This window comes from Citrobacter sp. VF227, assembly GCF_052950715.1.
The window spans coordinates 1-510 of record NZ_JBRFVF010000273.1; the positions used below are offsets into that span (position 1 = coordinate 1).

The 510-nt window shown below is 58.2% G+C and carries 1 pseudogene; it reads right to left on the reverse strand.

Annotated features, from left to right (window positions below):
* A pseudogene (locus ACU8YC_RS26285) lies at positions 1 to 247 on the reverse strand (glycosyltransferase); the annotation flags it as partial.
* Positions 248 to 510: the final 263 nt, after the last annotated feature.

Consider the following 510-nt stretch of genomic DNA (forward strand, 5'->3'; position numbering starts at 1 on the left):
TCCACAGGCTGGCCGAGATAACGAGCGGTAAGCCGAGCCGCTTCACGAAGTGGTAGAGGTGATAGGAACCGCTGATACACGAAAAGAAATGCACGACATCGTGTTCGAGAAACCGCGGCTCCCACGTATTCATCAACGTCACGTCAACGCCGTGCGCAGGCAGATGCTTGCGGTACGCAAGCAGCTGGACCTCTCCGCCGCCGGGCGTATGGAATGCCATCGGATAAGTGGCAAAGAGTACCTTCATAGACCTCGTCTCAATCGCAACAAAAGGGGCATGAATCACCGTGGTGGATCTGACCAACGATTTTACCGGACCGGACCATCGGTCAATCCACCGAAATGACACACGGCGATGCGTCCGGAATGGTCACCGCAGCACTCGTTCATATAACGCGCTATACGCCTGGCCAAGCGCGTCGCCGGAAAACAGCCGCTCGTACCGGGTACGTGCCGCATCGCCCATCCGGGAGGCCAACTCCTCATCGGCAAGTAGCCGGCCTACCGCGT